Genomic DNA, 25,944 nt, shown 5'->3' on the forward strand with positions numbered 1-25,944 from the left:
GCTACATCGGCGGGATCATGCCGCTTCATCTCATCAAGCTTGCCGTCGGCTGCGAGTCGGTCAAAGAACTCAAAGGCTGGGTTGCCGAACGGATGGCAACCGCCAAGAAAAAGGGTCTGCCGCTCCGGCACGTCCACATCACCCGGATGACGCCGAAGCGCGACGGCGAGATCCTCGCGGGCGGGTCGCTCTATTGGGTGATCAAGGGTGAAATCGCCGCGCGCGAAAAGATCATTGCGATCGAGCCGTTCCGCGACAAGGACGGTATCGGACGGTGCCGCCTGGTGATGCAGCCCAAGGTATTTGCGGTCTCGCCGCGGCCGATGCGGCCGTTCCAGGGCTGGCGCTATCTGACCGAGGATGCCGCGCCACCGGACCTCACCAAATCCTCCGCCGCCAGCGTGGCGGCGATGCCGGAACCGATGCGGCGCGAATTGCGCGATCTGGGGCTGCTCTGAGTAAGCTGCGGCCGTCGCCTAGACCCCGATGTTGTCGATCAGGCGCGTCGTGCCGAGCTTTGCGGCGACGAGGATCCGCACCGGTCCTTCCTTCATCGACGTAATCGGCCCCAGCGTCCCGGCGTGACGGGCCTCGAAATAATCCAGCGCGAAGCCGGCGGCGGTGATCAGCTCGCGGCCGGCTTCCATCGCGGCCTCGAAATCGCCGCCGGCCTTCAGCCGCTTGGCGCTTTCCTTCATGGCGCGATAGAGCGTCGGCGCGATCTGCCGTTCCTCGGGCGAGAGGTAGACGTTGCGCGAGGACATCGCCAGCCCGTCGCGTTCCCGCACGGTGCGCGAGCCGATCACCTTGACGCCGAGGTCGAGATCGGCGGCCATCTGCGTCACCACCCGCAATTGCTGAAAATCCTTCTCGCCGAAGATCGCGACGTCCGGCCGGACTTGCGTGAACAGCTTGCCGACCACGGTGGCGACGCCGCCAAAGAAGTGCGGCCGGAAACGATCCTCGAGGCCGGCGGTGGCCGGACCTTCGGGCACGATGCGGGTGGCGAAGCCGTCCGGGTACATCGCCTTGACGTCCGGATTCCAGATCAGGTCGACCTTTTCGGCGGTGAGCCGGGCAAGGTCGGCCTTCAAGGTGCGCGGGTACGAACCGAAATCCTCCGTCGGCGCGAACTGCGTCGGATTAACGAAGATCGAGACGACGACTTTCTGTGCGCGTCGCCTGGCGAGCTGCACCAGCGACACATGTCCGTCATGAAGCGCTCCCATGGTCGGCACCAGCGCGACGGTGGCCTTTCGGGCGCGCAAGGCCTCGACGGCGCGGCGCAATGCGGGAACGGTACGGATGACCATGGGACTTCGCGACATCTGGCCTCGATCTCTTGCAGCTTCTGACGGGGTGAGGGGAGCGGCGCTCCCAAGCTTCTCGCGGCGGGCGCGCCGACCTTATAAGGCCAGAGCATTGCCGCCAAGGTTGCTCGGAAGCGGCAAGCCTGCGGCAGCTCAACACGAGGGCAGGCGTACGCCGCCGTCTGGTTGACTCGAATGCAGGCCGATCGTTGCAGCGAAGCGACATCCTTCGCCTTCCGGATTCATGATTAAAGACACACTGCGAGCGAACTGAATGCGTCGTCGCGCATTTCACTTGACGCGAAGCGGCGCGTGCTTTGAAGATATCGTGTGGGGGTTGAATCATGTTGGTTCAGGCGAGTCAGGGTCAATTCGGTTCGGCGCATGTCGTCGTGCTCGGCAACGAGAAGGGCGGTTCCGGAAAATCCACCACCGCCCTGCACATCGCTGTTGCCCTGATGAAGGCCGGGCAGCGCGTCGCCACCATCGATCTCGACTGCCGTCAGCGGAGTTTCACCCGCTACATCGCCAACCGGAGCGCGTGGGCGCGCCGCACCGGTCTCGATCTCGAAATGCCGGTGCATTACTGCATCAAGCTCGGCGAGACGATGCAGATCGCCGACAATGAAAATTCCGAATTCCAGCAGTTCGCCGAGGCGGTCAGCACGGTGGAGCGCGCCTTCGACTTCATTGTCATCGATACGCCGGGTTCGGACTCCTATCTGATGCGGCTGGCGCATTCGATGGCCGACACCCTGGTGACCCCGATCAACGACAGCTTCCTTGATTTCGACGTGCTCGGCACCGTCGACCCGGCGACCTATTCCGTGACCGGCGAAAGCCATTATGCGGAGATGGTCCGCGACACTAGGCGCAAGCGCCGCCAGCTCGACGGTTCCACCACCGACTGGATCGTGGTGCGCAACCGCCTGTCGATGATCGGCTCGCGCAACAAGCAGCTCGTCGCCGACAGCCTGAAGGACCTTTCACTGCGGCTCGGCTTCCGTTCGATCGACGGGTTTGCCGAGCGGGTGGTCTACCGCGAATTCTTCCCGCGCGGACTGACGGCGCTGGACGACATCGACGAGGCCACGCTCGGCACGCGGCCCAGCATGGGCCATGTGACGGCGCGCGAGGAGGTGACCAGCCTGCTCCGCCAGCTCAAGCTGCCGCTCGACGAGCGCGGCCGCCGCCGCGCCGCCAATCGCGCCGAATGGTTCACCCAGGTCGACAAGCCGCTCGAAATCCACGACGTCATCATCAGCGCCTGACCTCGATCCACGGCCGAGTTGCCGGCCTATCGCGGCTGGATCACCGTCATCTTGAAAGGATCGCTGTGGGAGGCAATCCCGCGACCCCGGCGGTGTTCGGTGCGTCATGGGCGGACGAGGCCTGGCGCATGGTCGCCCTGTGGGCCGGCGACCCTGCCTTTCGCGACCTGTTGGCGCGGCTGCGGGAAGGCTGTCCCGAATTTGCAGGCTGGTGGGAGGCCCATGACGTCAGCGGCGTCGCGGCAGGACGGAAATCCTTGACCCATCCTAAGAAGGGCCGGCTGAAACTCGGGTATGCGAGCTTCCAGGCCAACGATGACCCGGCACTAAAGCTCGTCATCTACACGACGGTTTAGACCCCTGATTGATTGGTATTGTTACACCGTCCAGCGAAGGTTCCCGGGAACCAATTCTGCAGCATCACGTTTCATTAGACTTTTATCTTGCCCTCGAACCAATGTTTGAATGGAGGCGTCGTAAGGAAAAACGGGTCAAATTGTGGGGATTGAGCGGCCTGCCCAATGGATAGGTGCGCCGCACAATGATCAGGCGGTCAATACACAACATTTGGCCTTTATGTCACGCCATCGTGACATATATCATCAACAAGGGACCGAAAGAGTCTCAGAAACAGGGATAGCCCCTAGCGGGGCGCGAGGACAAATATGAAACGTGGAATTCTCGTTCTGCTTTCACTCTCGGTGCTGGTCGCTGTCGCGTATTTCACCGCGAGCAAGTGGGCGATTAGGCACGAGACGATTGCATTCCACGATCCCGACCGCGACAACCGCCTGGTGGCGGTTAACGTTGCTGTTCGCCGTGACAAGGAAATGCAGGCCAATGCCGGCTTGATCAAGCTGCCGGTTGCAATCCTCAATCACGGCAATACCGTCAAGCACACCGAATACTCGTTCCTTGCAAACGTCTTCGCCTGGCGCGGCTACCTTGCGGTCAGCCCGCAGCACGATCTGCCGACCGACCCGCCGATGGTGACCAAGGTCGGCGAGATCTATGTCGGCCGTCTGCCGCAAATTCAGCGCGGCGTGGCCAACATCCATTTCGCCATCCACAAAATGAAGAAGGTTCAGCCCAACGCCGACTATGAGAAGGTGACGATGGTCGGCCATTCGATGGGCGGCGACATCACGATGTATTTCGCCAAGCAGTACCCCGACGAGATCAAGAAAGTCGTGACGCTGGACAATCTGCGCGTGCCGTTCCTGACTGAAGGCAAATTCAAGATCCTGTCGTTCCGTTCCAAGGATACGCAGTTCAAGCCGGACCCCGGCGTCGTGCCTGACGACGAGCAGTGCGAGCAGGCCGGGATCACGGTCGTGAACACTGGCTTCCAGCATAATGACATGCGGGACACTGGGCCTGACGCCGCCAAATCCTCGATCCGGTCGATGCTCGACAAGTTCCTCGACGAATCCGACAAGAGCAGCACGCTGAAGCCCGTGCCGACCAAGATACCTGACGTTCTGACCAGCAGCCCGGGACCGGTGCCGCTGTCCGTGCCGTTGGCCAGCAATCCGGCGCCGAAGAACAAGCCCGTCACGAACTAGGCAACTGACCGCTAGCGTGCGTTTGCGGCTGCGCCACCGTCCGGCGCATTGACCGGCGCCGTGCACCGTCCCACATAGAGCTTGCTACATACTCGCGAGCGCTCATGGCCGGCGAACCTATCAAGCCAAAATCGGCAGGCGATGTTGCTTCGGCAAAGGCTGAGGCACGTGATGGCGGTCCATTGCCGGAGGCCAAGCCGTCGGCGTCGGAAGACATCGCGGCCTTCGTGGCGAAAGCGCGCGCAATGTCGCCGCACCGCCCGGGTGCCAAGGGAAAGCTGGTGTTTGCGCTCGACGCCACCATGAGCCGGCAGCCGACCTGGGACATGGCCTGCGCGCTGCAGGCCGACATGTTTCGCGAGGCGGCCTCGCTCGGCAGCCTCGACATAAGGCTGGTCTATTACCGCGGTTTCAATGAATGCCGTGCCACGGGCTGGATCTCCGATTCCGCGCAACTGGCAAGGTTGATGAGCAAGATCGGTTGCCAGGGCGGCAACACCCAAATCGGCAAGGTGCTGTCGGAGGCGCGCCGCGAGGCGGTGGCGTCCGGCGTGCGCGCCGTGGTGTTCGTCGGCGACGCCATGGAAGAGGCCGTCGACGATCTCTGCGCCAAGGCCGGCGAGCTCGGCCTGCTCAAGGTTCCAGTCTTCATGTTTCAGGAAGGCCATGACGCCGTTGCCGAACAGGCGTTCCGCGAGATTGCGCGGCTCACCGGCGGCGCATGGTGCAGGTTCGATCCCGGCGCCGCGGCGCAGTTGCGCGAGCTCCTGCGCGCCGCTGCAGCCTATGCCGCCGGCGGGCGCGAAGCGCTGCTGGCGCTATCGAAAACCACCAGCGGTGCGGCCGCGTTGATCGGCCAGATGAAGTGATTACGACTTTGGTTGCCACCGCGCCGAGCGCCATGCTTTTCGGCGCCGGTGCCGCTATATTAGACCCATGCCAACCCTGATTGCCGGCGTCGTCGCCGTTGTCGTTCTGTACTTGCTGCTGCAGATGTTTCGTGCGGCCAACCCGATCGTGCTCGCGCGCGTGATCAAGATCGTGGGCGGCGTGATAGCGCTGGCGGTTGCGGCCTTCACCGGGCTGCGCGGCGAGCTTGCGGTTGCGATCCCGCTCGGCATCTTCGGCGCCGGCCTGCTCGGCTGGTCGCCGTTCGGGCCGGGTGGCTTCAGCAATATCGGCGGGATCTTCGGCGGCGGCGCGCAGCGTTCGTCAGGGCAAGCCTCGCGCGTCCGCTCGCAGTTTCTCGACATGCGCCTCGATCACGACAGTGGCGAATTGTCGGGCCGGATCGTGGACGGACCGAATGCCGGCCGCTCGCTCGACGAATTCGACCTGCCGCAATTGATCGCGATGACAGCGGCCTTCGACGCCGAGAGCGTCGCCTTACTTGAAAGCTATCTTGACCGCCGGTTTCCCGCTTGGCGTCAGAACGCGCAAGGCGATACGGCAGGGGGGCAGCGCCGCACGGCGGCGACTGGAAAAATGACGGACGAGGAGGCCTATCAGATCCTTGGCCTGCAGCCGGGGGCGGGGCGCGACGACATCAGCCGGGCGCACCGCGCCCTGATGAAGAAACTGCATCCCGACCAGGGGGGCTCGACGTACCTCGCTGCCCGTGTAAACGAGGCCAAGGATACCCTTCTTCGCACGCATCTCTAGCTAACTCCGGCTCACGCCACCGACGCTACAAACCGAGAGTTGCTTACCTGTCATTCTCTGACTGACGCCCCACATCGCCCGCCGTTGTCCGGCGTGGTCGATCGTTCATTGCAGGGAAACTTAACCGTAAATTCTTGACGAGAAGTTTTCGCCGGCCGCATCGGGCGTGATCATGCGAAAGCCGTCACGACTGTGCTGTGAAAACAACAGAGCCGGCGCTGGGGGCGCCGGCTTTGCGAATCTCAGCGGGATGTCCGGATCAGTTGCGAACGGTCATGCAGGAAATGTCGGCGCGCTTGAGCGTGCGGCACACCGCTTCGGCCTGATCGCGATCGAGACCGGCGAAGCGGGCGCGAAACAGGGTACGGTTGTCCTTGGACACGACCGGCTCGGTGAAGGGATCGGCCTTGCCGAGCAGGGTGCTGGCCTTGGTCCGGGCGAGATCGATCCGCTGCTTGGCTTCGCTTTCGCTTTCGAGCGCGCCGACCTGGACGATCCAGCCGCTACGAACCACTGCCGACGCGGCAGGTGGCTTGACGGCGTCGTTCTGTTGCGCGGCCTGCGGCTGGGCGCGGGGCGCCGGATCGGCATAGGCCAGCGCCTGCACGTGTGGGGCTTGCGAGGGGGCATGTGCCAGACTGGACGCGGGCAACACCCCGAGCACGCCGTTTCCGGTGCCGTGGCCGGCCGGCTGCTGCGGCATGGCTGCCCTGAGAGCTTCCTTGGCAGCTTCAGCTTTGGTCTCGGCTGCCTTCGCCACAACGGCGCTGGAGGTCTCGGCGATTTCGGGGCGGGCCGGGATGGCATTGGTGACCGGCGGTGCTACCGGCTGCGAGCCGCCGGCTGACGCCAGCTTCATCGGCCCGGCCTTGACCTGAACCGTCTTGACCTTCACCGGCTTCATCGGCTCGGCCGAGCCCGGGATCGCTGAGATCGGCTGGGTCTGGATCACGCCGCTGGTCAACGGGGCGGGTTCGGGCTTGGCTTGCGGCTCGAATTTGTTCTGTTCGACCTTGGCGGGCGGCGGGGGCAGGGCTGCAGCGGCCGCCGCCATCAGTGATGGTTTTGCCGGGGCAATCGACCGGGTCACGGGCATGGCGGCGAGCCCCGGTTCGCCAGCGGCGACGGGGCCGCCGGCCTGAACCGCCTCGGCCGGACGTGAAGCGGTCGCGGCTTCGGCCACATCGACGGTGCCGTCAGCGGGATTGCGCTCGGTGATCGCGGCGATGGTGCGCTTGGTGGCGCCCTTGTCGAGGTTTTCGGCCAGCAGGTTGCGCATGGTGGCGTCGCGCGAACCGCCGCTGCGGCCGCCCAGCACCACGCCGATGAGGTGGCGGTTGCCGCGGCGCATCGAGCTTACAAGGTTGAAGCCGGAGGCGCGGGTGTAGCCGGTCTTGATGCCATCGACGCCTTCGACATTGCCGAGCAGGCGATTGTGGTTGCGGATCGACTGTCCCCGATAATTGAACACCGAGGTGGCGAAGTACCGGTAGTAGCGCGGGAAGCGATCCTGGATCGCACGGCCAAGCGTGGCCTGATCGCGTGCCGTGGTCAGTTGTTCGTCGTTGGGCAGGCCGGACGCGTTGCGATAGGTGGTCTTGCTCATGCCAAGCGCGCGCGCCTTGCGCGTCATCAACCTGGCGAATTCGGCTTCATCGCCGGCAATCGCTTCGGCGACCACCACGGCGGCGTCGTTGGCGGAACGCGTCACGAGGCCCTTGATGGCGTCCTCGACCTTTAGCGTCTGGCCCGGGCGCAAGCCGAGCTTGGTCGGCGCCTGCTCGGAAGCATGCTCCGAGACTTCCATCTCGGTATCCAGCTTCATCTTGCCGGCGTCGAGGCGCTCGAACAGCAGATAGAGCGTCATGATCTTGGTCAGCGACGCCGGTCGGCGGATGCCGTCGGGATTGTTCGAGGAGAGCACCGCGCCTGAATTGCCGTCGACGACGATGGAAGAGAATTGGGGGCTGTAGCTTTCCCGCACGACATGGTGGTGGCGACGATGCTTGTGGCGGCGCGCTTCGGCGCTCTCGCTGCTGATCAGAATTGCCGTGGTGAAGGTAATGAGCCCGAGGGCGCACACTCGTAACGCGCGCGAGGAAGCCAAGGTTGTACGAAGCATTTACTTCCCCGTCCCAATTTCTGTCTTGATCACCGGCTCGTGAGGCAAAATTGTGCCCACCCGCCGCCGATGTCTCCCTGCTCGGATTACCGATCCGGCCTTTACGCGCGGCCCGGTTGGCCGATCAGGTCGCTTTTCTAGCTAAGATACTGTTCAGAAACAGCTTTCAGGCTGTCTGCCGGAAGGCGAACAAGTCCAGGAATCAGGTTAGGCGGAGCGAGTTTCCAAAAGATTAATTAACCGTTGCGTAAGACCCCGGATTTTTGCGCTAATTGGCCATATTTGTGCGTCGCACAACATTTTGTTGACTTTATTGTGCAGTGCACATATATCGGGGATGTCAGGGGGCCGGGACCTCCCGGCAATCGGTTTGCACCTGCAGTCTGGGAAAGGACTCCATGATGGTTAAGGTTGAAGACATTCAGAGCTACGGAAAAGAGCATCTCGAATCGGTTGCCGCTTCCGCGAGCAACCTGCAGAGCGGCGTTCAGGCGATCGCAACCGCCTATGGCGACTACGCCAAGAAATCGTTCGAAGAGACCAAGTCGTTCGTTGAAAAGCTTTCCGGCGTGAAGTCGCTGGACAAGGCGCTCGAGGCGCAGACCGAATTCGCGCGTTCTTCCTACGAGACGTTCGTCGCGGAATCGCAGAAGATCGCGGGTCTCTACACCGATCTCGCCAAGCAGACCTTCAAGCCCTACGAGGGCCTGGTCGCGAAGTTCACGCCGGCCGCGCACTAATTCACGAGGCTTCGGTTCCGATTGGATCGGAACCGAACACGCCCTATTTGACGCGTTTTTTCTTTCGCGCGAACCGGTTTCCACTTCGCTTGAAAGCCAATACGCATTCGAAATTAAAAGCCCGGCCGTTGCGGCCGGGCTTTTTTCTTGGGTAGCCGCGACGGCTCGCGGCTATTTTCGCGAAGCGCAGCCTGGCCGGCGACTGGCCGCTCGTCGAAACGGGCAGTCGGGGTCCTTTGTCAAAACCGACAGAAACGATTAACCTTGGGTCCGGATAGCCGAGCCGGGAATCGGGCCGGCCGCGGGTCTCGCCAGGCAGCGTCAATGCGCTTGCGGCGATCTGGCGGCGGACCCATATTCCGAGGTGCCGACCCGGCCATCGGGTCGGACCGGGGAGCGGCGATCTGGAAAAAAGCGTTGCTGGATACGCTGCGGTGGCTCACGCCAGAGCCGATCGTGAGTGGGCCAGGGTACGCCGTCCGGTCACCCCTTTGGAATTCGAACGCCTGAGCCATGTTGCAGTCAACCTTCAAAGCTTGTCCGTCCGTGCCGGCCACGTCATCCGCCTCTGCTCCCCGAATGAGCAATGACGAGAACCGCAATATCGGAACCGGTGGACCGTCGACGTCGGTCATCACCAAGGTCAAGCCGAAGACCAAGCGTCCGAATCTTTATCGTGTCCTGATTCTGAACGACGACTACACGCCGATGGAGTTCGTCGTTCATGTGTTGGAGAAGTTCTTCCAGAAGGACGCCGAAGCGGCCACCAAGATCATGCTCCATGTCCATCACCACGGGATCGGTGAGTGCGGCGTGTTCACCTACGAGATTGCCGAGACAAAAGTCACGCAGGTGATGGATTTTGCGCGCAAGCACCAGCACCCCCTGCAGTGCGTGATGGAAAAAAAATAGCCGCGCATAGCGCTTGACCCGGGCGGGAGAGGGAACGGGTCTTGCAATGATCGGTTGCTGACTGACGGAAGGCGATCCGTATCACGGTAGTTTTTCGGGAAGGCGGCGCGCAGTGCAGCCGTGGCGCGTGAATTTAGAGGAAAACCACGCCTGCGGAACCGGTCTTTCGCCACGATCGTTACGTAACTATATGACAGGTAATGACGAAGGTTGTTGTTGCCTGACCGGGTAATGGCGATCATGATGACCGGGGGCCATAGAGGACGAGAATGCCAACTTTTTCCCAAAGCCTTGAACAATCCCTGCATCGTGCGCTGGCGATTGCAAACGAGCGTCATCATCAGTACGCGACGCTCGAACATCTTCTGCTGTCGCTGATCGATGACTCGGATGCGGCGGCGGTGATGCGCGCCTGCAGCGTCGATCTCGACAAGCTGCGCACCAGCCTCGTCAATTATCTTGAGACCGAATTCGAAAATCTGGTGACCGATGGCGCCGACGACGCCAAGCCGACCGCCGGATTCCAGCGCGTGATCCAGCGCGCGGTGATTCACGTCCAGTCCTCCGGTCGCGAAGAAGTGACCGGCGCCAACGTGCTGATCGCGATCTTCGCGGAGCGCGAAAGCCACGCCGCCTATTTCCTGCAGGAGCAGGACATGACGCGGTACGACGCGGTCAACTATATCAGTCACGGCATCGCCAAGCGGCCGGGCGTTTCCGAAGCACGTCCCGTGCGCGGCGTCGACGAGGAGACCGAGACCAAGGGCAACGAGGACGCCAAGAAGAAGGGCGAGGCGCTCGAAACCTATTGCGTCAACCTCAACAAGAAGGCGCGTGACGGCAAGATCGATCCGGTGATCGGGCGCAATGCCGAGATCAACCGCGCCATCCAGGTGCTGTGCCGCCGCCAGAAGAACAATCCGCTGTTCGTGGGCGAGGCCGGCGTCGGCAAGACCGCGATCGCGGAAGGGCTCGCCAAGCGCATCGTCGATTCCGAAGTGCCGGAAGTGCTTGCGACCGCCACCGTGTTCTCGCTCGACATGGGCACACTGCTCGCTGGCACGCGCTACCGCGGCGATTTCGAGGAGCGCCTGAAGCAGGTCCTGAAGGAACTGGAGGCGCATCCGAGCGCCATCCTGTTCATCGATGAAATCCACACCGTGATCGGCGCCGGCGCCACCTCCGGCGGCGCGATGGACGCATCCAACCTGCTCAAGCCGGCGCTAGCGTCCGGCACGATCCGCTGCATGGGTTCGACGACGTACAAGGAATACCGTCAGCATTTCGAGAAGGACCGCGCGCTGGTGCGCCGGTTCCAGAAGATCGACGTCAACGAGCCGACGGTGGAAGACGCGATCGCGATCCTCAAAGGTCTCAAGCCCTATTTCGAGGATTATCACCGGCTGAAATACACCAACGAGGCGATCGAGGCGGCGGTGCAATTGTCGTCGCGCTACATCCACGACCGCAAGCTGCCGGACAAGGCGATCGATGTGATCGACGAGTCGGGCGCGGCGCAGATGCTGGTCGCCGAGAACAGGCGCAAGAAGACCATCGGCATCAAGGAAATTGAGACCACGATCGCGACCATGGCACGGATTCCGCCCAAGAGCGTGTCGAAGGACGATGCCGAGGTGCTGAAGCATCTCGAGCAGACGCTGAAGCGCGTGGTGTTCGGCCAGGACAAGGCGATCGAGTCGCTGTCGGCGTCGATCAAACTGGCGCGCGCCGGCCTGCGCGAGCCGGAGAAGCCGATCGGCTCCTACCTGTTCTCCGGTCCGACCGGCGTCGGCAAGACCGAAGTGGCAAAACAGCTTGCGGCCTCGCTCGGCGTCGAGCTGCTTCGGTTCGACATGTCCGAATATATGGAGCGGCATACGGTGTCGCGCCTGATCGGCGCGCCTCCCGGCTATGTCGGCTTCGACCAGGGCGGCCTTTTGACCGATGGCGTGGACCAGCATCCGCATTGCGTGGTGCTGCTCGATGAAATCGAGAAGGCGCATCCGGATCTCTACAACGTGCTGCTGCAGATCATGGATCACGGCCGGCTGACCGACCACAACGGCAAGCAGGTCAACTTCCGCAACGTGATCCTGATCATGACCACGAATGCGGGCGCCGCCGACCTCGCGCGCCAGGCTTTCGGCTTCACGCGCAACAAGCGGGAAGGCGACGACCACGAAGCGATCAACCGCCAGTTCGCGCCGGAATTCCGCAATCGGCTGGACGCGATCGTTTCGTTCGCCCATCTCAATGCCGACGTCATCGGCATGGTGGTCGAGAAGTTCGTGCTGCAGCTCGAGGCGCAGCTCGCCGACCGCGACGTCACCATCGAGCTGTCGGAGACCGCCAAGGCCTGGCTGATCGAACATGGTTACGACGAGCAGATGGGCGCGCGTCCGATGGCGCGCGTGATCCAGGAGCACATCAAGAAGCCGCTGGCGGACGAAGTGCTGTTCGGTCAGCTGAAGGGCGGCGGCCATGTCCGCGTCGTGCTGGTCAAGGACGAGGCGAGTGCCGAAGGCAAGGACAAGATCGGCTTTGAGTTCGTCGAAGGACCGGTCACGCCGAAGCCGGAAAAGCTGCCGGGCGCTCGCAAGCGCAAGCCGAAGCCGGGCGGCCCCAACGGGGGCGGCGGCTCCAAGGGGCCAGCGTCGAAGGGCCCGCTGGTCAAGGTCTGATCGCGCTTCGACCGGGAGACACGGAAGAATGCAAAAGGCCGGCTCGACAGCCGGCCTTTTCTGTGGCGCGTTGCGGCGCTCAGCGCTCGCCGAGCAATTCGTCGATCTGTCGCTGGAGCTGTCGCTTCTTGATCTCGCTCCTGCGCAGCCGTTCATCGAGGTCGGAGACCGGCTCGGCAGGGCTTTCCGCCCTGAATGCGACGCCGACGAAATTGTCGCGCCACCAGATCACTTTGGCCAGGAAGGAGCGGCCCTTGCGCGCGATGCGCAGCGAGAGCTGCTCTTTCGGCAACTGGAGGTTGTTGCTGAATTCGATGGTCGCGCCGTGATCGGAAATATTGCGGACGATACATTCGCGCGTCGCGCCGTGTTCGCCGATCTCGGCGACGCCGCCATACATTACCTTGTCGCGCACGCTCTCGCGTCGGTCCCGCATTGAAAATCTCCCAGGAAACAGGGAGACTTTTACCCCGCTTTATTGCCCGTAAAAGACCGGCCGCCGCAAAATGCGGCGTTAACGTAAATTAACGGCGGTTCCGATGGCGCGGATTTCGGAACAATTGCAGCGCAAAAAGCCGGCCTGCTGCGGCGGAACGGCGACAAGCCATGATCGTTTGACTGACGTTTCCACCACTGCACGCCCCTGGATTGCAAACTGCCATGCCGAGAGGTCGGTTGCTTCGCGCCCTATGGTGCACGGTGTCGCTGTTGTCCTCATGTGCGAACGCGTTCGCTGAGGACGCGGGCGAGGCCACGCGGTCGAGCGCGACAGCTCTTCAGAAGGCGGCCGGTCAGGCGCGCGAGAGTGAGGCGCGCGAGGCAATGTGCCTGATGATCGAATCGGCGGCCAAGGCATCGAACTTGCCGTTGGAATATTTCGCGCGCGTAATCTGGCAGGAGAGCCGCTTTCAACCCGGCGCGGTAGGGCCGGTGACGCGCAGCGGCGCGCGGGCACAGGGGATTGCGCAGTTCATGCCGGGAACGGCGAACGAACGCGGCCTGCTCGATCCCTTCAATCCGGTGCAGGCGCTGCCGAAGTCGGCCGAGTTTCTTGGTGAGTTGCGCGAGCAATTCGGCAATCTCGGGCTCGCGGCGGCGGCGTACAATGCCGGCCCACGGCGGGTGCAGGAATGGCTGGCCGGCACCGGACCGATGCCGCAGGAGACCCGCAGCTACGTGCTCGCCATCACCGGCTCCACGGTGGAGGATTGGGCCGCGGCGGGACGAAGCGGCAAGATGCCGGAGCTCGCGCGGACATCGAGTTGCCGCGAACTGATGGCGCTGTTGAAACAGGCGCCCAATCCCTTTATCGCCGGGCTGGAGCAGCGCGTGAAGCTCGCCGCCGCGAAGGTGTGGGGCGTGCAGCTCGCAGCCGGCTTTTCCCGCGACAAGGCGCTCGCAATGTATGGGCGCGCGGTCTCGCGCCTTTCGAGCGTGATCGGCAATCGCGACCCCAGCATCCTCGCCTCGCGCCTGCGCAGCCGCGGCCCGGCGACGTTCTACCAGGTGCGCTTCGGCGCCGACACACGCGGCGAGGCCGACGACCTCTGCAACCGCATCCGCAAAGCGGGCGGGGCGTGCTTTGTGCTAAGGAATAGGGGCGTGGCGGGGTGACAATGCTTCTTCCGTCATTCCGGGATGGTCCGAAGGACCAGACCTCAGGTGCGCAATTGCGCACCGGGGAATCTCGAGATTCCGGGTTCGATGCTTCGCATCGCCCCGGAATGACGGCCGTGTATTTTCATAGCGGCCCTGAGCCTTCGCTTGCTTGACGTGCCCCACATTCATCAGCCCTATGCCCCGCGGCAATTCAATCCTCCGGTCACCCGTGTCGCTCCCTCCGCTCTCTTCCCCCCAATGGAAAAGCCCGTTGCGCGCGTTCGCATGGGGCATGAGCTCGGTCGCGTCCACAGTGCTGACGCTGGTCTTGTTTGCGACCTATCTCGGCATCGGTGCGCTGGCCCATGACAGCCATTTCAGCCTGGGCTGGGTGCTCGGCAGCACGCTGTTGGTCTGGGCGGGTCCGGCGCAGATCATCCTGATCTCGACGCTCGGCTCCGGCGCAACCGCGGTGCAGGCGGCGATTGCGGTAACGGTGAGCGCGATCCGGCTGTTTCCGATGGTGGTGTCGGTCCTACCGCTGATGAAGACGCCGCGGACAAAGCGGCGTCATCTCGTGCTGGTGACGCATTTCATCGCGGTCACGCTGTGGGTCGAATGCTACCGGCTGTTGCCGAAGGTGCCGCGCGAGCGGCGGATTGCATTCACGCATGGGCTCGGCTGCGGCCTCGTCAGCGTGTGCATGGTCGCGACCACGCTCGGCTATGGTCTCGCCGCCAACCTGCCGCCGCTGTTTGCAGCGGCGATCCTGTTGTTGACGCCGCTCGCGTTCCTGCTTTCGACCGCGCGCAACTGCCGGCAGATATCAGACATACTGGCGCTGGTGCTCGGGATCGCGCTGTTTCCGCTGGTGTCGATGCTGCATACCGGCGTCGATATCCTGATCAGCGGCGTCACCGCCGGTACCATTGCCTATGGCGCGCACTGGTGGCGGGAGAGGGCGCGCGCATGAGCGAGTTTTTCGGAAGTCCGCACGCGCTGTTGGTCCTGGTCCTTGCGGGCTTCCTGCCCAACGAGGTCTGGCGCATGGCCGGGCTGTGGTTCGGCGCCGGCGTCGATGAGGGCTCCGAAGTCCTGGTGTGGGTGAGGGCGGTGGCGACCGCGATCCTCGCCGGCGTCATCGCGCAAATCCTGGTGCAGCCGCCGGGCGCGCTGGCCGGCGTGCCGGACTGGCTGCGTTATGGTGCGGTCGCGGCCGGCTTTGCAGTATTCATGCTGACGCGACGCTCTATCTTTGCCGGCGTAGTCTCTGGCGAGATCGTGCTGCTGGCCGGGAAATGGTGGCTCGGTTGATTGCAGGTGGTGGATAATCCGCTACTGTCCGGCGCACGGGAATCTCACTGGGTTTGGAAATGGTTCGAGAAAGCGAAATCCGCGAGGGTGAACTCACCGTCGACATGCCGCCGGCCCGCGACGCCGGGTTGGTCTATATCGGCCGCATCCGCACGCCCTGGAAGTCGCGCCTGGAAACGCCACGGCAGGGTCGCCACGACGGTCCGGTCTGCCGGCTCGAGATTTTCGAACCCTGGGTGCCCGCGATCAAGGGCGTCGACTTCTATGAAAATCTCGAAGTGATTTACTGGCTGCACCAGTCGCGTCGCGATTTGGTGCTGCAAAGCCCGAAGAACAACCAGAAAACCCGCGGCACGTTCTCGCTGCGATCGCCGGTGCGGCCGAACCCGATCGGCACCTCGATCGTGAAGTTCGTCAAGATCGAAGGCAACACGATCCTGGTGCGCGGCCTCGACTGCCTCGACGAAACGCCGCTGCTCGACGTCAAGCCCGACCGCTGCGAATTTACGCCGCTGGCGCCGCCGCAGGCAGGCGATTTCGAGACGGAGTGAGACCTGCTACGGAAGCGCTATAGCGCCGCCGCCAGCTTGGTCGCGTTGTCTTCCAGCACTTTCACATCTTCCTTGCGGCTCGCGGGCGGCAATAGCGCGACGCCGTCGTGGCGCGGCATCACGTGCATGTGCAGATGAAACACGACTTGCCCGCCGGCGGGCTCGTTGAATTGCTGCACGGTGATGCCGTCGGCATTGAAGACCTTTATGGCGGCGGCGGCGATCTTGTGGGCGGCGCGCGCGACATGCGCGTAATCTTCAGGCGTGATGTCGAGGATGTTGCGGGCAGGGACTTTCGGGATCACCAGCGTATGGCCCGGCGAGCGTGGCATGATGTCGAGGAACGCCAAGACATGCTCGTCCTCGTAAACCTTGTGGCAGGGAAACTCGCCGCGCAGGATTTTTGCGAAGGGGTTGTTGGCGTCATAGGCGGGCATGGTTCTTCCCTCGAGGTTTGGTCGCAATTTCACGTCGCTCATCGAACAGGTCAAGCCTCGTCGGCTGCTTTGCGGAACGGTCCGGCTTCCGCCAGCTCGCGCCCAACCTCGGCCACATAGGCGCGCTCGCGTTTCAGATAATCCGCGATCGCGCGCCGCAAATCGGGATCGGCGATGAAGTGCGCGGAGTAGGTGGTTTGTGGCAGGTAGCCGCGCGCCAGCTTGTGCTCGCCCTGCGCGCCGGCCTCGACGATCCTGAGGCCGCGCTGGATCGCAAAGTCGATCGCCTGGTAGTAGCAGACCTCGAAATGCAGGAACGGGTGATGCTCGATCGCACCCCAGTTGCGGCCGAATAGCGTATCCGAGCCGATGAAATTGATGGCGCCTGCGATCCAGTGGCCGTTGCGCTTGGCCATTACCAGCAGCACGTCGCGGCTCATGCTCTCGCCGATCAGCGAGAAGAATTTTCGGGTAAGATAAGGCCGGCCCCATTTGCGCGAGCCGGTCTCCATGTAAAACGCGAAGAACGCGTCCCAGGCGTCCTCGGTGATATCAGCCCCGGTCAGATGGTGAATCGTGATCCCGGCCGCGGTGGCTTCGCGTCGTTCGCGCTTGATCGCCTTGCGGTGGCGCGAGTTCAGCGAGGTCAGGAAATCGTCAAAAGTGCCGTAGCCGGCATTGTGCCAGTGAAACTGCTGGTCGTTCCGCAACAGGAAGCCGTGCTGGCCCAAAAGCTTCGCTTCCGCCTCGCGGGCAAAGGTCACATGCACCGAGGAGGCGTTGGTGGCGTCGCACAGCGCCATCAGCCCGCTCGCGAGCGCCGAGCCGATCCGCTCGCGGTCGACGCCGTCGCGGATCAGCAGCCGGGGTCCGGTCGCGGGGGTGAAGGGCACCGAGGCCTGCAGTTTTGGGTAATAGCGTCCGCCGGCGCGCTCATAGGCATCTGCCCAGCCGCGGTCGAAGACGTATTCGCCCTGCGAATGCGATTTCAGATAGCAGGGCACGATGCCGACGATGTCGCCGCCGAGCCGCGCCAGGAGATGCCGCGGACCCCAGCCGGTGCGGGCGCTGGCTGAGCCGGAGGCTTCGGCGGCCGAGAAAAATGCATGAGAAACGAATGGGTTATAGACGGGCCTGCAAGTATCGCTTCGAGACCCGGTTGCAGCCAGCGTGTCGAGGTTTTCGAGGCTGTTCGGGTCCGCGATGGGATTGGCGCAGGCGTCCCAATCCGCAGCCTTGATGTCGCTGACGGAGGGGACGGCTTCGAGGGTGATTTCGGATGACGCCATCTAGAAATTCAAACCGGTCCCATCATGCGATCAGCCATCGCCATGTGACCAACGCCCTGCAAAGATCGTGCATCGGGCGGGCGAGTTCAAGGTCGGCGGCTGCGCATCAGGTTCCCGGCAGGAACTCCTCGAAGATCATCTGATCGGCATAGCGCGCGGCGCGCGTGCGCTGCTCGGGCGTGCGCACGGTCCAGGCGAGCAGCGGCAGGCCGAAGATATTGCGGGCGATCCAGGGGGCGGCCGCCGGTAATTCGTTCACCCAATAGGCAACGAAATGCGGCCGGCTCCAGAACGCGTGACGCAGATGCGTCATGCCTCGGCGCTGCTCCATCGAGGCTTCCGGCCATTCCTCGGCGGTATATTCGCGCTCCGCCACGATGCCGCGGGCGCGGCCGGGGATCAGTTCACGCAGCGCTACCACCTGGTCCGGGTCGAACGACATGCCGACCGCAGGGCCGTCATACGAGGCGAGCACCTCCGCCATCCGTTTCACCAGCCGGCGGTCACCGTCGAAATGGCTTTTGACCTCGATCACCAGCGGTACGCGGCCGGCGACGAGCGAACAGAGATCGCCGAGCGTCATCATCCGCTCCGGCGTGTTCTTGAAGCTGACAGCCTTGAGTTCGGCCGCGGTCTTGCCGAGCAGCGCGCCCGAACCCTCGGTGAGGCGGCCGAGCGCGTTGTCATGATGCACCATTGCTTCGCCATCCGACGAAAGCTGGATGTCGCATTCGATGGCGAAATTGCCGTCGACGGCGGCCTGCGCGGCCGCCGGCATGTTTTCGACAATGCCGCGCGAAATATCATGCAGGCCGCGGTGGGCGACCGGACGCGCCGTCAGCCAGTCCGGAGCACGCATGAGGTGCGCTCCGCTCAGGACACCTCGAAGATGGCGTCCACCTCGACGGCGGCATCCGAGGGCAGGGAGGCGACGCCTACGGTGGTGCGGGCATGCCGGCCCTTGTCGCCGAACGCCGTGACCATCAGGTCGGAGGCGCCGTTGAGCACCTTGGGCCCGTCGAGGAAGTCGGGCGCGGAATTGATGAAGCCGCCGAGCCTGACTACGCGCACGACCTTGTCGAGATCGCCAAGCGCCGCCTTGACCTGAGCCAGCAGGTTGACGCCACAGCACTGCGCCGCGGCGTAGCCCTGGTCGATGGTGACGCCGGCACCTAGCTTGCCTTTGGCGATCAGCTTGCCTTCCGCATTGGCGCACACTTGGCCGGAGACGAACAGCAGGTTGCTGGTACGCACGAAGCCGACGTAGTTCGCCATGGGGGTGCGGGGCTCGTTCAGAACGATGCCTTGTGCCGCCAGCTTCTGTTCGACTGTACCCGCCATGTTTTTGTCCCCGCTTGATTTGATTGTCCTGACCTGCGATCAGGCCGCATTGTTTCGCGCATCGCGCCGTTGGTTGCAAGCGACGGTCGATCTGTGTCCCGCGCTGGCGATCGAAACGAATCCCGCTGGAAAATTGCCGAAAAGCGGGGCGCTTCGGCCGCTAATTCTTGCGTTTTTGTGGCGCCGCCCTAGTTGCGACGCAATGGAGCCGTCACTAATGTAATCGAATCTCCCTCGAGGAAAAAACTAGACATGGCTAGCTCGTTCCCGATTCCGGTCCGCGCTTTGGCGCTCTCGGTTGCCGCGACCTTGATATCCGGCTACGCAGGCGGACCGGCGCTGGCAGGCGCAAGCGGGCCGTTTCTCGCCCATCAGGCGCTGTACGAACTGAAACTGGTCAAGTCGCGCGGGACCAACGCGATATCAGGGGCACGCGGGCGCATTCTCTACAATTTCTCGGGCAGCGCCTGCGAAGGCTACACGTCCGAATTCCGCCAAGTGTCCGAACTCGACAGCGGCGAGGGCAAGCTGACACTGAGCGATCTTCGCTCGCGCTCCTGGGAAGACGCTTCCGGCAAGAGCTATCGCTTCAAGATCGACACCCGCATGAACGATGCCGACTCCGCGCCGATCGACGGCGTGGCGGAGCGGGCCGGCGACCGCATCACGGTAAAGCTGAAGCAGCCGGTTGCGAAGACGTTCGAGCTCGACGGCAAGATCGTGTTCCCGACCGAGCAGATCAAGCACATCATCGCTGCGGCCCGCGAGGGTAAATCGGTGCTGGAGCTGATGGTCTATGACGGCTCCGACAATGGCGAGAAGGTCTACAATACGCTGTCGGTGATCGGTCAGCCGATCCCGGGCAGCCGCAGCATCGCATCGCCCGATCCCTCGACAGCCAACGACCAGATGAAGACGCTGACCCGCTGGCCCGTGACCGTGAGCTATTACGACCGCGACGCCAAGGCGAAAGACGGCGAGCAGACGCCGGTTTACGCGATGTCGTTCGAGCTGTTCGAGAACGGCGTCTCCCGCGCGCTGGTGCTCGACTACAACGATTTCGTGATTGCGGGCGCGATGGGCCGGTTCGACGTCAGGGATTCCAAGCCGTGTAAGTAAGCGCATCGCCGGTCCGCACCCCCGCGTCCCGGACGTTCGCTTGATGTCATCCGTGCGTGAAGTCGCCGGGCTTCAATCCGAGCGCCTTGACGGCTGGCTCCGGAAGCGGACCCCAGGCTTCGACCTTTTCGTTCGGGGCCATCATTGCGGCGATAATTGCCTCGGCCTTTGCCGGATCCTGTTCAGCCACATAGTAGACCGAGCGAACGGGTGAACCGCCTCCCAACGGTTCAGTTGTTACGAGGACGACCTGACCATTTGCCATGCCTGGATATACCACTGACGCTGTGCTTTTTCCACGACGGTAAAGGCTGAGGGCCGCGGTGCAGCAATGGCTATGCGATTGGGCGCACCCATCTTGTATTGCGCCGGCCCAGCACCAATTACGAACTGTGGGATGCAGAATCGCTCAGGGAGCGATGACGTGGCCAGTAAGAAAATGGCAGACGGTGGGCTCCCGGTGATCGCGCGCTTTGAAGTGCGCCACCGCAATTACCTCGCGCCAGACGGCTCGATAAACCGGCCGCTCCCTGCGTTCGCCTCCGATGCAAACCTGCTGGTCTCGCTCTATCGCGCGATGGTGCTGCTGCGCAATTTTGACCGAAAGGCTGTCGCATTGCAGCGCACGGGCCGGCTTGGGACCTATGCCGTTTCGCTCGGCCAGGAGGCGGTGTCCGTCGGCATAGCCAGTGCGATGCGGGAAGAAGACGTGCTGCTGCCTTCCTATCGGGATAACGGCGCGCTGATCTGGCGCGGCGTCAAGCTGGAAGAGATTCTGCTGTTCTGGGGCGGCGACGAGCGGGGCAATCACTTCTCCGGACCGGTCCAGGATTTCCCGTTTTGCGTTCCGGTGGGATCGCAGGCGCCGCATGCCGCTGGGGTTGGCTATGCCTTCAAGCTGCGTAAGGAGCCGCGCGTGGCCGTATGCCTGTTCGGCGACGGCGCCACCTCGAAGGGCGATGTCTACGAAGCGATGAATTTTGCCGGTGTGCACAAATTGCCGGTGGTGTTCGTCGCTACCAACAATCAATGGGCCATATCCGTACCCTTACGGCTGCAGACCGGTTGCGAAACCCTGGCGCAGAAGGCCATCGCCGCCGGGTTCATCGGCGAGCAGGTGGACGGGAGCGACGTGGTGGCGGTGCGCGCCGCGGCGGAAGAAGCCGTTGCCGCGGCCCGCGACGGCCAAGGGCCGCGCTTTATCGAGGCGCTCGCCTACCGGCTCGGCGATCACACAACCTCTGACGACGCATCACGCTATCGTCAGGAGACAGAAGTTCAGGCACGTTGGAAGGAAGAGCCGATTGCACGGTTGAGAGCCTTCCTCGTCGGCCAAAAAATGTGGAGCAAGGCGGAGGAGGAACGGCTTGCCGCGGAGTGCCATGAGCGCGTCGAGGCAGCGGTCGAGCGGTACCTGGCAACAGAGCCGCGCCGACCCGAAACCATGTTCGATCATCTTTATGCCGAACTGCCCGAGGTCTATGCCGCGCAGCGCCGCGAACTCGCGGGAGAGGGTGATGTCTGAGGTGACATTGGTCGAAGCCGTCAATCTGGCGCTCGCCCGCGCGATGGAGGATGATCCTGATGTGATCGTGCTTGGCGAGGATGTCGGCATCAATGGCGGCGTCTTCCGCGCGACAGTCGGGCTGCAAACGCGTTTCGGGCCGGAGCGCGTCCTCGATACGCCGCTTGCCGAGCTCCTGATCAGCGGACTCTGTGTCGGCATGGCGGCGCAGGGGTTGAAACCCGTCGGCGAGATCCAGTTTATGGGATTTCTGTATCCCTGCATCGATCAACTGGTGAACCACGCTTCCCGAATCCGCAACCGCAGCCAGGGACGGCTCACCTGTCCCATGGTTCTGCGCACGCCGCATGGCGCCGGCATCCGCGCGCCCGAGCATCATTCCGAAAGCACCGAGGCAATGCTCGCCCATATCCCCGGCTTGCGCGTTGTCATTCCTTCGTCGCCGGAACGCGCATACGGACTGCTCCTCGCCGCGATCCGCGATCCCGATCCGGTGGTGTTTCTGGAACCGACCCGCATCTACCGCGCGGCGAAAGGCGAGGTGGAAGACAACGGCGAGGCTTTGCCGCTGGATGTTGCCTTTGTCCTGCGGGAAGGCCGCGACGTCACGCTGATTAGCTGGGGGGCGATGCTGAAGGAAACCATGGCGGCTGCCGACGCGCTCGCCGTCGAGGGCATCACAGCCGAGGTCGTCGATCTCGCCACGCTCAAACCCTACGACGAAGTCACGGTGCTCGGTTCGGTGGCAAAAACCGGGCGTTGCATCATCGTGCACGAGGCGACGCGCACCGGCGGATTCGGAGCCGAGATCGCCGCGCTGATCGCCGAACGCAGCCTGACCTCTCTGCTCGCACCTGTAGCTCGCGTCACCGGCTACGATACGGTGATTCCGATGGCCCGGCTTGAGCAGCACATGATGCCATCGGTCGCTCGTATCATCGCGGCCGCGCGAAAGGCCTGCCAGTTCAGTTGATGTTCAGCGGACTTATCTCATGCGCCAGTTCGTATTGCCGGATCTGGGAGAGGGCCTCGAAGAGGCGGAGATCGTGAACTGGCATGTCAACGAAGGTGATCACGTCGTCACCGATCAGCCGCTGGTTTCCGTCGAAACTGACAAGGCCGTCGTCGAGGTGCCGTCACCATCGAGCGGACGCATCCAGCATCTGTTTGGCGTCAAGGGAGACGTGGTGAAGGTAGGCGCGCCGCTCGTCGAGTTTGCGGAAGGTCCCGAGCAAGACACCGGCACAATTGTCGGCGAGCTCGGCACCAGCGAGCCGCCGGCGGCAGCGACACCTTCCGGGCCAGCGGCTGGACAGAAAGCCCAGGTGTTTCCGGCGGTGCGTGCGCTCGCCCGCAAGCTCGACGTCGATCTCGAGCTGGTCGAAGCCACGGGACCCGGCGGCTTCATTTCGCGTGCGGATGTGGAACGAGCTGCCAAGACTTTGTCCCATACCGGACCTGCCGAGCCTCTGCGCGGCCTGCGGCGTGCGATGGCGCAGCGCATGACAGCGGCGCATGCCGAGATCGTCCCGGCCGGCGTCACCGATGAGGCCGATATCGACGATTGGCGGACCGGCGAGGACGTGACAATCCGGTTGGTGCGCGCGATCGCTGTTGCCTGCAAGGCAGAGCCTTCGCTCAATGCCTGGTACAATTCCGGCGCCGGTGAACGGCGTCTGATCGACCGTATCGATCTCGGCATCGCCGTCGACACCGGGGGTGGTCTTATCGTTCCCGTGTTGCGCAATGTCGCTGAGCGGGACATATCGGACTTGCGAGCCGGACTTGACCGGATGCGGGCGGACGCGGTCGCGCGCTCGATACCTCCGGGAGAGTTGCGCGGCGCCACGATTACGCTGTCGAATTTCGGGATGATCGGCGGCCGCTTCGCAAGCCTGATCGTGGTGCCGCCGCAAGTGGCGATCATAGGCGCCGGCCGTATTACCCAAGGGGTTGTCGCGTATCGGGGCCAGCCGGCGGTGAGGCGCGTGCTGCCGTTGTCGCTCACCTTTGATCATCGCGTCGTGACAGGCGGTGAAGCCGCTCGCTTCCTGGTAGCACTCAAATCGGATCTCGAGCAGATTTCGTGAGACGGGCTGAGATCCGAGCCGTCCAAGCCAGCACGCCTCCCGACTTGACCGGGAAATGCTGCGGATCGCCAGTTCGGCGTATATTGAGATTCGGCGAGCATATCCCATATCATTTTCGATAAGGGAGTCCTTGCTGTGCAGACTGTACAGGCGACTCTTGTTGCGGCTGCTGCAGCCGTAGCTCTGGCTGTCTCTCCCGTTGCTGCCTCAGCGGGGGAGAACAACAGCAAGCTTGCGCTGACCATCTCGGTCGACGGAGCGATCGGGCCGGCAACGGCCCGCTACGTGAAAGACGCGCTGACCAAGGCAAGCGAACGACGTGCCGAGGTTGTCGTTCTACGCATGAATACGCCGGGCGGTCTCTCAACCAGCATGCGCGAGATTATCGCAGACGTGCTGGCGTCGCGCGTTCCCGTCGTCGGTTACGTTGCACCCTCCGGAGCCCATGCGGCCAGCGCGGGGACCTATCTCCTCTACGCCACGCATATCGCGGCCATGGCGCCGGGTACCAATCTCGGAGCGGCGACGCCGGTGCAGATTGGCGGCCCGCTGCCAGGTTTGCCGGACGCTAGCCCTGACAAGGGCGACAAGGACAAAGACAAAAAGGACGGCGACCAGCAGCCGAAGACCAAGGATTCCATGATGGCGAAGGCGACGAACGACGCCGTCGCCTTGATCCGCAGTCTTGCCGAGTTGCGTGGCCGTAATGCCGATTGGGCGGAGAAGGCGGTGCGGGAGGCAGCGAGCCTTTCGGCAAATGCCGCATTGCAGGCGAATGTCATCGATCTCGTCGCACGCGACCAGGCCGAACTGCTCAGGCAGATCGACGGTCGCGCGGTCGAGGTTGCCGGCGGCGATACGCGACATTTGGCAACGAAAGATGCTGTCCTCGAAGCGATCGACCCGGGATGGATCTCACGATTCCTGGCGGTCATCACCAATCCCAACGTTGCGCTGATTTTGCTCCTCATCGGCGTCTACGGCCTGATTTTCGAATTCACTTCACCCGGCGCGGTCGCCCCCGGGGTTGTAGGCACGATCTGCCTGCTGCTTGGCCTCTATGCCCTCAACCTGCTCCCGATAAACTACGCCGGCCTCGCCTTGATGTTGGTCGGGATCGTGCTTCTGGTCATCGAAGTCTTCAACCCGACCGTGGTTATCGGTCTCGGCGGCATCATCGCCTTCGTGCTCGGAGCGATCATGCTCTTCGACGTAGAAGCGCCTGGCTACCGGGTGTCATGGCCGGTCGTCGGCATCACGGCGGCAATGTTTATTGGTCTTGTTCTCGTCGTACTCAGATCGCTTCGGCGCGCCGGCAAGGGTCCGGTACGGGTCGGTGCACAAGCCATGCGTGGCCTATCTGCAGAGGTCATCGACTGGTCCGAGAACGAGGGTCACGTCTTCGCGCAGGGTGAACGCTGGCAAGCGCGCGGCGCTGAAACCTTCAAGCCAGGAGAGGTGGTCGAGGTGGCCAACATCATAGATTTGACGCTGGTAGTGCGGCGCCGACCGACGCTGATCGGCAAGGAGGTACGTCATGATGCTTGAATATCTGACCTATGCGTCGCTTGCGGTAATCGTAATCCTATTTTTAGCCTCCGCCATTCGTATCCTGCGGGAATACGAGCGCGGCGTCATCTTCACGCTCGGCCGCTTCACTGGGGTGAAGGGTCCGGGACTCATCATCCTGATCCCGGTTGTGCAGCAGATGGTGAAGGCCGATCTCAGGGTGATGGTACAGGTAGTGCCACCCCAGGACGTAATTTCGCGCGACAACGTCCCGGTCAAGGTCAACGCCGTTCTCTACTTCCGTATCGTCGATCCCGAGCGCGCCATCATCAAGGTCGGCGATTTCATGGCCGCAACCAGCCAACTGGCGCAGACCACGCTGCGCTCGGTGCTCGGTAAGCACGAGCTGGACGAGATGCTCGCCGAGCGGGACAGGCTTAATTCCGACATTCAGGAAATTCTCGATCAGCAGACCGACGTCTGGGGCATCAAGGTTACCACCATCGAGATCAAGGATATCGATCTCAACGAAACCATGGTGCGCGCGATTGCCAAGCAGGCCGAGGCGGAGCGGTTGCGACGCGCCAAAGTGATCAATGCAATGGGCGAGCAGCAAGCCGCCGAGAAGCTCGTCGAAGCCGGACGAACGCTTGCGCAGGAGCCGCAGGCGATGCAGTTGCGCTACTTTGCGGCGCTGCACGACATTGCCGGCGAACGATCCTCGACCGTGGTCTTTCCGCTACCGATGGATTTACTCGGCCATCTGCCCGGACGCCGGAACGCAGCAACGTGACTTTGGTTGTGACTTTGGTCGTTGCCGTAACAAGCCGCTCGCGTGATGCCGCCCGAACGGTCAAGAGCGCTGATCTATCGATGGCCCCGAGCAATCAGTTAGAAAGTGCGGCTA

The 25,944-nt window shown here is 63.1% G+C and carries 27 protein-coding genes; 19 read left to right on the forward strand and 8 right to left on the reverse strand.

The window, feature by feature from the left end:
- Positions 1–17 precede the first annotated feature (17 nt).
- The gene (locus CP49_RS01310) at positions 18–458 is read left to right on the forward strand and encodes a DUF1489 family protein (RefSeq protein ID WP_057848543.1); all 441 of its coding nucleotides are present in this window, start codon (positions 18–20) and stop codon (positions 456–458) included.
- Positions 459–476: 18 nt separating this feature from the next.
- Here CP49_RS01310 and panC read toward each other — a convergent pair whose 3' ends face one another.
- Positions 477–1,328 (reverse strand): pantoate--beta-alanine ligase, encoded by an 852-nt coding sequence (gene panC / locus CP49_RS01315; RefSeq protein WP_057848494.1) that lies wholly within the window; start codon positions 1,326–1,328, stop codon positions 477–479.
- A 326-nt stretch (positions 1,329–1,654) separates the two neighbouring features.
- Here panC and CP49_RS01320 point away from each other — a divergent pair, with 326 nt between their 5' ends.
- The 5 genes from CP49_RS01320 to CP49_RS01340 all read left to right on the forward strand — a co-directional run bounded on the left by CP49_RS01320 (position 1,655) and on the right by CP49_RS01340 (position 5,808).
- Complete coding sequence (locus tag CP49_RS01320) at positions 1,655–2,581, forward strand: division plane positioning ATPase MipZ (RefSeq protein WP_057848495.1); 927 nt, start codon at positions 1,655–1,657, stop codon at positions 2,579–2,581.
- A gap of 65 nt (positions 2,582–2,646) precedes the next feature.
- On the forward strand, positions 2,647–2,937 hold the full coding sequence (locus CP49_RS46865; RefSeq protein ID WP_057902959.1) for an MmyB family transcriptional regulator: 291 nt from the start codon (positions 2,647–2,649) through the stop codon (positions 2,935–2,937).
- A 309-nt stretch (positions 2,938–3,246) separates the two neighbouring features.
- Positions 3,247–4,146 carry an alpha/beta fold hydrolase gene (locus CP49_RS01330; protein ID WP_057848497.1) on the forward strand — a complete coding sequence of 300 codons (900 nt, stop codon included), beginning with the start codon at positions 3,247–3,249 and terminating at the stop codon, positions 4,144–4,146.
- 104 nt (positions 4,147–4,250) lie between these two features.
- Positions 4,251–5,015: a vWA domain-containing protein gene (locus tag CP49_RS01335; RefSeq protein ID WP_057848498.1), complete on the forward strand. Its 765-nt coding sequence runs from the start codon at positions 4,251–4,253 to the stop codon at positions 5,013–5,015.
- A 67-nt stretch (positions 5,016–5,082) separates the two neighbouring features.
- Positions 5,083–5,808, forward strand: coding sequence for a DnaJ domain-containing protein (locus CP49_RS01340; protein WP_057848499.1), 726 nt, complete (start codon positions 5,083–5,085; stop codon positions 5,806–5,808).
- Between the two features lie 259 nt (positions 5,809–6,067).
- Here the strand turns inward: CP49_RS01340 and CP49_RS01345 are convergent, their stop codons facing one another.
- Complete coding sequence (locus tag CP49_RS01345; RefSeq protein WP_057848500.1) at positions 6,068–7,930, reverse strand: D-alanyl-D-alanine carboxypeptidase; 1,863 nt, start codon at positions 7,928–7,930, stop codon at positions 6,068–6,070.
- 401 nt (positions 7,931–8,331) lie between these two features.
- Here CP49_RS01345 and CP49_RS01350 point away from each other — a divergent pair, with 401 nt between their 5' ends.
- The 3 genes from CP49_RS01350 (at position 8,332) to clpA (ending at position 12,263) form a co-directional block, all read left to right on the forward strand.
- Positions 8,332–8,670: a phasin family protein gene (locus tag CP49_RS01350; protein WP_057848544.1), complete on the forward strand. Its 339-nt coding sequence runs from the start codon at positions 8,332–8,334 to the stop codon at positions 8,668–8,670.
- A 579-nt stretch (positions 8,671–9,249) separates the two neighbouring features.
- Positions 9,250–9,582 (forward strand): ATP-dependent Clp protease adapter ClpS, encoded by a 333-nt coding sequence (gene clpS / locus CP49_RS01355; protein WP_057848501.1) that lies wholly within the window; start codon positions 9,250–9,252, stop codon positions 9,580–9,582.
- Between the two features lie 269 nt (positions 9,583–9,851).
- On the forward strand, positions 9,852–12,263 hold the full coding sequence (gene clpA / locus CP49_RS01360; RefSeq protein WP_057848502.1) for an ATP-dependent Clp protease ATP-binding subunit ClpA: 2,412 nt from the start codon (positions 9,852–9,854) through the stop codon (positions 12,261–12,263).
- A 79-nt stretch (positions 12,264–12,342) separates the two neighbouring features.
- On the opposite strand, the gene CP49_RS01365 is transcribed toward clpA, so the two are convergent.
- On the reverse strand, positions 12,343–12,699 hold the full coding sequence (locus CP49_RS01365; protein WP_057848503.1) for a PilZ domain-containing protein: 357 nt from the start codon (positions 12,697–12,699) through the stop codon (positions 12,343–12,345).
- A gap of 239 nt (positions 12,700–12,938) precedes the next feature.
- Here CP49_RS01365 and CP49_RS01370 point away from each other — a divergent pair, with 239 nt between their 5' ends.
- The 4 genes from CP49_RS01370 (at position 12,939) to tsaA (ending at position 15,727) form a co-directional block, all read left to right on the forward strand.
- Positions 12,939–13,877 carry a lytic transglycosylase domain-containing protein gene (locus tag CP49_RS01370; protein WP_245310439.1) on the forward strand — a complete coding sequence of 313 codons (939 nt, stop codon included), beginning with the start codon at positions 12,939–12,941 and terminating at the stop codon, positions 13,875–13,877.
- A gap of 214 nt (positions 13,878–14,091) precedes the next feature.
- Positions 14,092–14,835, forward strand: coding sequence for an AzlC family ABC transporter permease (locus CP49_RS01375; protein ID WP_057848505.1), 744 nt, complete (start codon positions 14,092–14,094; stop codon positions 14,833–14,835).
- Positions 14,832–15,176, forward strand: coding sequence for an AzlD domain-containing protein (locus tag CP49_RS01380; protein ID WP_057848545.1), 345 nt, complete (start codon positions 14,832–14,834; stop codon positions 15,174–15,176). The genes CP49_RS01375 and CP49_RS01380 overlap by 4 nt, the downstream gene beginning before the upstream one ends.
- Positions 15,177–15,235: 59 nt before the next feature.
- Positions 15,236–15,727, forward strand: a complete 492-nt coding sequence (tsaA, locus tag CP49_RS01385; protein ID WP_057848506.1) for a tRNA (N6-threonylcarbamoyladenosine(37)-N6)-methyltransferase TrmO — start codon at positions 15,236–15,238, stop codon at positions 15,725–15,727.
- A gap of 17 nt (positions 15,728–15,744) precedes the next feature.
- Here tsaA and CP49_RS01390 read toward each other — a convergent pair whose 3' ends face one another.
- The 4 genes from CP49_RS01390 to CP49_RS01405 form a co-directional block, all read right to left on the reverse strand.
- The gene (locus CP49_RS01390; RefSeq protein WP_057848507.1) at positions 15,745–16,164 is read right to left on the reverse strand and encodes an HIT family protein; all 420 of its coding nucleotides are present in this window, start codon (positions 16,162–16,164) and stop codon (positions 15,745–15,747) included.
- Positions 16,165–16,214: 50 nt separating this feature from the next.
- Positions 16,215–17,453, reverse strand: a complete 1,239-nt coding sequence (locus CP49_RS01395) for a GNAT family N-acetyltransferase (protein WP_057848508.1) — start codon at positions 17,451–17,453, stop codon at positions 16,215–16,217.
- Positions 17,454–17,559: 106 nt separating this feature from the next.
- Entirely contained in the window at positions 17,560–18,312 is a 753-nt protein-coding gene (locus CP49_RS01400) for a glycerophosphodiester phosphodiesterase family protein (protein ID WP_057848509.1), read from the reverse strand.
- A gap of 14 nt (positions 18,313–18,326) precedes the next feature.
- Positions 18,327–18,794 carry a RidA family protein gene (locus CP49_RS01405; protein WP_057848510.1) on the reverse strand — a complete coding sequence of 156 codons (468 nt, stop codon included), beginning with the start codon at positions 18,792–18,794 and terminating at the stop codon, positions 18,327–18,329.
- A gap of 252 nt (positions 18,795–19,046) precedes the next feature.
- Between CP49_RS01405 and CP49_RS01410 the strand changes: the two genes are divergently transcribed.
- Positions 19,047–19,913, forward strand: coding sequence for a cell envelope integrity EipB family protein (locus CP49_RS01410; RefSeq protein WP_057848511.1), 867 nt, complete (start codon positions 19,047–19,049; stop codon positions 19,911–19,913).
- 46 nt (positions 19,914–19,959) lie between these two features.
- Here the strand turns inward: CP49_RS01410 and CP49_RS01415 are convergent, their stop codons facing one another.
- The gene (locus CP49_RS01415) at positions 19,960–20,178 is read right to left on the reverse strand and encodes a hypothetical protein (protein ID WP_057848512.1); all 219 of its coding nucleotides are present in this window, start codon (positions 20,176–20,178) and stop codon (positions 19,960–19,962) included.
- Positions 20,179–20,352: 174 nt separating this feature from the next.
- On the opposite strand from CP49_RS01415, the gene pdhA reads away from it, so the two are divergent.
- The 5 genes from pdhA to CP49_RS01440 all read left to right on the forward strand — a co-directional run bounded on the left by pdhA (position 20,353) and on the right by CP49_RS01440 (position 25,830).
- A complete protein-coding gene (gene pdhA, locus CP49_RS01420) occupies positions 20,353–21,438 on the forward strand; it encodes a pyruvate dehydrogenase (acetyl-transferring) E1 component subunit alpha (protein ID WP_057848513.1) in 1,086 nt (361 codons plus the stop codon).
- Positions 21,431–22,411 carry an alpha-ketoacid dehydrogenase subunit beta gene (locus CP49_RS01425; RefSeq protein ID WP_057848546.1) on the forward strand — a complete coding sequence of 327 codons (981 nt, stop codon included), beginning with the start codon at positions 21,431–21,433 and terminating at the stop codon, positions 22,409–22,411. Before pdhA ends, CP49_RS01425 begins: the two co-directional genes overlap by 8 nt.
- A gap of 19 nt (positions 22,412–22,430) precedes the next feature.
- Positions 22,431–23,528, forward strand: coding sequence for a dihydrolipoamide acetyltransferase family protein (locus tag CP49_RS01430; RefSeq protein WP_057848514.1), 1,098 nt, complete (start codon positions 22,431–22,433; stop codon positions 23,526–23,528).
- Between the two features lie 135 nt (positions 23,529–23,663).
- Positions 23,664–25,076: an NfeD family protein gene (locus tag CP49_RS01435; protein WP_057848515.1), complete on the forward strand. Its 1,413-nt coding sequence runs from the start codon at positions 23,664–23,666 to the stop codon at positions 25,074–25,076.
- Positions 25,066–25,830 carry a slipin family protein gene (locus CP49_RS01440; protein ID WP_057848516.1) on the forward strand — a complete coding sequence of 255 codons (765 nt, stop codon included), beginning with the start codon at positions 25,066–25,068 and terminating at the stop codon, positions 25,828–25,830. The genes CP49_RS01435 and CP49_RS01440 overlap by 11 nt, the downstream gene beginning before the upstream one ends.
- The last annotated feature ends 114 nt before the right edge of the window (positions 25,831–25,944 follow it).

This window comes from Bradyrhizobium valentinum (assembly GCF_001440405.1).
Lineage (GTDB): Bacteria > Pseudomonadota > Alphaproteobacteria > Rhizobiales > Xanthobacteraceae > Bradyrhizobium > Bradyrhizobium valentinum.

Bases quoted from the DNA above. Each gene is read 5' to 3' on its own strand.
- CP49_RS01410 (WP_057848511.1), top strand. From the start codon at position 19,047: ATGGCTAGCTCGTTCCCGATTCCGGTCCGCGCTTTGGCGCTCTCGGTT.
- CP49_RS01310 (WP_057848543.1), top strand. From the start codon at position 18: ATGCCGCTTCATCTCATCAAGCTTGCCGTCGGCTGCGAGTCGGTCAAA.
- pdhA (WP_057848513.1), top strand. From the start codon at position 20,353: ATGGCAGACGGTGGGCTCCCGGTGATCGCGCGCTTTGAAGTGCGCCAC.
- CP49_RS01345 (WP_057848500.1), bottom strand. From the start codon at position 7,930: ATGCTTCGTACAACCTTGGCTTCCTCGCGCGCGTTACGAGTGTGCGCC.
- panC (WP_057848494.1), bottom strand. From the start codon at position 1,328: ATGTCGCGAAGTCCCATGGTCATCCGTACCGTTCCCGCATTGCGCCGC.
- CP49_RS01340 (WP_057848499.1), top strand. From the start codon at position 5,083: ATGCCAACCCTGATTGCCGGCGTCGTCGCCGTTGTCGTTCTGTACTTG.
- CP49_RS01335 (WP_057848498.1), top strand. From the start codon at position 4,251: ATGGCCGGCGAACCTATCAAGCCAAAATCGGCAGGCGATGTTGCTTCG.
- CP49_RS01390 (WP_057848507.1), bottom strand. From the start codon at position 16,164: ATGCCCGCCTATGACGCCAACAACCCCTTCGCAAAAATCCTGCGCGGC.
- CP49_RS01350 (WP_057848544.1), top strand. From the start codon at position 8,332: ATGGTTAAGGTTGAAGACATTCAGAGCTACGGAAAAGAGCATCTCGAA.
- tsaA (WP_057848506.1), top strand. From the start codon at position 15,236: ATGGTTCGAGAAAGCGAAATCCGCGAGGGTGAACTCACCGTCGACATG.
- CP49_RS01380 (WP_057848545.1), top strand. From the start codon at position 14,832: ATGAGCGAGTTTTTCGGAAGTCCGCACGCGCTGTTGGTCCTGGTCCTT.
- clpA (WP_057848502.1), top strand. From the start codon at position 9,852: ATGCCAACTTTTTCCCAAAGCCTTGAACAATCCCTGCATCGTGCGCTG.
- CP49_RS01405 (WP_057848510.1), bottom strand. From the start codon at position 18,794: ATGGCGGGTACAGTCGAACAGAAGCTGGCGGCACAAGGCATCGTTCTG.
- CP49_RS01400 (WP_057848509.1), bottom strand. From the start codon at position 18,312: ATGCGTGCTCCGGACTGGCTGACGGCGCGTCCGGTCGCCCACCGCGGC.
- CP49_RS01395 (WP_057848508.1), bottom strand. From the start codon at position 17,453: ATGGCGTCATCCGAAATCACCCTCGAAGCCGTCCCCTCCGTCAGCGAC.
- CP49_RS01425 (WP_057848546.1), top strand. From the start codon at position 21,431: ATGTCTGAGGTGACATTGGTCGAAGCCGTCAATCTGGCGCTCGCCCGC.
- clpS (WP_057848501.1), top strand. From the start codon at position 9,250: ATGAGCAATGACGAGAACCGCAATATCGGAACCGGTGGACCGTCGACG.
- CP49_RS01415 (WP_057848512.1), bottom strand. From the start codon at position 20,178: ATGGCAAATGGTCAGGTCGTCCTCGTAACAACTGAACCGTTGGGAGGC.
- CP49_RS01440 (WP_057848516.1), top strand. From the start codon at position 25,066: ATGATGCTTGAATATCTGACCTATGCGTCGCTTGCGGTAATCGTAATC.
- CP49_RS01430 (WP_057848514.1), top strand. From the start codon at position 22,431: ATGCGCCAGTTCGTATTGCCGGATCTGGGAGAGGGCCTCGAAGAGGCG.
- CP49_RS01365 (WP_057848503.1), bottom strand. From the start codon at position 12,699: ATGCGGGACCGACGCGAGAGCGTGCGCGACAAGGTAATGTATGGCGGC.
- CP49_RS01320 (WP_057848495.1), top strand. From the start codon at position 1,655: ATGTTGGTTCAGGCGAGTCAGGGTCAATTCGGTTCGGCGCATGTCGTC.
- CP49_RS01330 (WP_057848497.1), top strand. From the start codon at position 3,247: ATGAAACGTGGAATTCTCGTTCTGCTTTCACTCTCGGTGCTGGTCGCT.